Origin of the sequence: Staphylococcus sp. HMSC077D08 (assembly GCF_001837945.1) — a bacterium.
In the GTDB taxonomy this organism is placed as follows: Bacteria; Bacillota; Bacilli; order Staphylococcales; family Staphylococcaceae; genus Staphylococcus; species Staphylococcus epidermidis.
In genome coordinates this window covers 15865-17250 of sequence record NZ_KV834813.1, presented here as the reverse complement: position 1 = coordinate 17250, position 1386 = coordinate 15865, and the positions used below count along the sequence as shown (strand labels likewise).

Sequence of the window (1386 nt, the reverse complement as noted above, 5' to 3'; positions counted from 1 at the left end):
CTTTTATGATTTGCATTTTCAATTTCAGAACTGATTTTGGATACTGCGCTGGTTTATTCATAGTTGCTAGTTATATTACCTGGTTATATTTTATATTCAGTACTGTTCATGATTTATCACGCTCAGTCGGTTTAAAATTAATACTATCTGTAAAAAAGATGTTTTCTTTCTTATTCTCTACAAAAGTAAATTCTAGGTCTCTATGACCTACGGATGATCCTTTTAAGTCGCCATCCCCTTTTAACAATAATCTAGGGGCTTGATTGGTTGGAATATCATATCTTTTTCTTAATTGTTTAACATTATTATCATTATTGTTCAATTGATATTGCGCTGAGTAACTGGGAACGTTAGGATTGTAAGATATCTCTCCGTCTTTATAATCTTTTAAGTTTTTAAAATTGCCATATTGCACAAAAAATTTGAAGTTTTCAATTTCTTTTTTTAACTTATCGTCTGGTATAGGCTTCGTTGGAAAGATCTTATTATGCTTCATTTTTACAGGGTATTTCTTTTCATTCTCTATCGGTCTACCTTTACTATCATCTTTTATCTCATCTATTAAAAAATACCCTTTGGCTGTTCTAGTATTGCGATTGATATAGAGAACTATACCTCTTGAGGTCATGATTTTACCTTTTGGCTGTTTTGTCATTTCAGACCTAATAATCCATGTCCCTTTGTCATCTTTATCAAACTCTTCATCACGATAGCCCTCTTTATCATAAAAATCTTCTAGATTTTTAGTTGGATACACGTCTAACATTTTATTAAAGTTTTGTTTGATTTCCGTTTCTTTACTGTTTCCACAACCACTTACTAAAATCAATAAACTTATGCATATAGTTACTTTCTTGAGATAATGCATTGGCTCACATCTTTCCGATTTTACTTTATTTATACTTTTACAAAATGCATCACTTTAATACGCTTCTAAATTAATTAGTCCATATTATTCTTTAAATTATTACTTATTGAATCCAATTCAAAGATTTTAAAAACTACCCAATCGCCTTTAGTTAAACTTTTAAAATTTTTACTGAAAACGTGGCAATGCCTCATTGTTTGTGTTAGCAGTGCTATTTTTCAGCTTTCATCTCTTTTATGATTTGCATTTTCAATTTCAGAACTTGGTTCTTCAGAGTTACATTTTTTATTGCCCAGTTTTTTTATATTCAGTACTCTTCATGATTCATCACGCTCAGTCGGTTTGAAATTAATACTATCTGTAAAATAGATATTTTCTTCATTGTTTTCTACGAAGGTGAATTCTAGGTCTTTACGACCTACAGATGACCCTTTTAAGTCGCCATCCCCTTTTAACAATAATTTAGGTGCTTTTTTAGTTGGGATGTCATATCTTTTTCTTAATTGTTTCACGTTATA

At 30.2% G+C, this 1386-nt stretch carries 2 protein-coding genes; both read right to left on the bottom strand.

Features of this window, described 5'->3' with window-relative positions:
- Positions 1–106: 106 nt before the first annotated feature.
- Positions 107–868, bottom strand: a complete 762-nt coding sequence (locus HMPREF2663_RS09340) for a tandem-type lipoprotein (protein WP_070846311.1) — start codon at positions 866–868, stop codon at positions 107–109.
- 317 nt (positions 869–1185) lie between these two features.
- Positions 1186–1386 (bottom strand): Csa1 family protein (locus HMPREF2663_RS09335; protein ID WP_141762243.1); only part of this gene is annotated, 201 nt, incomplete at its 5' end.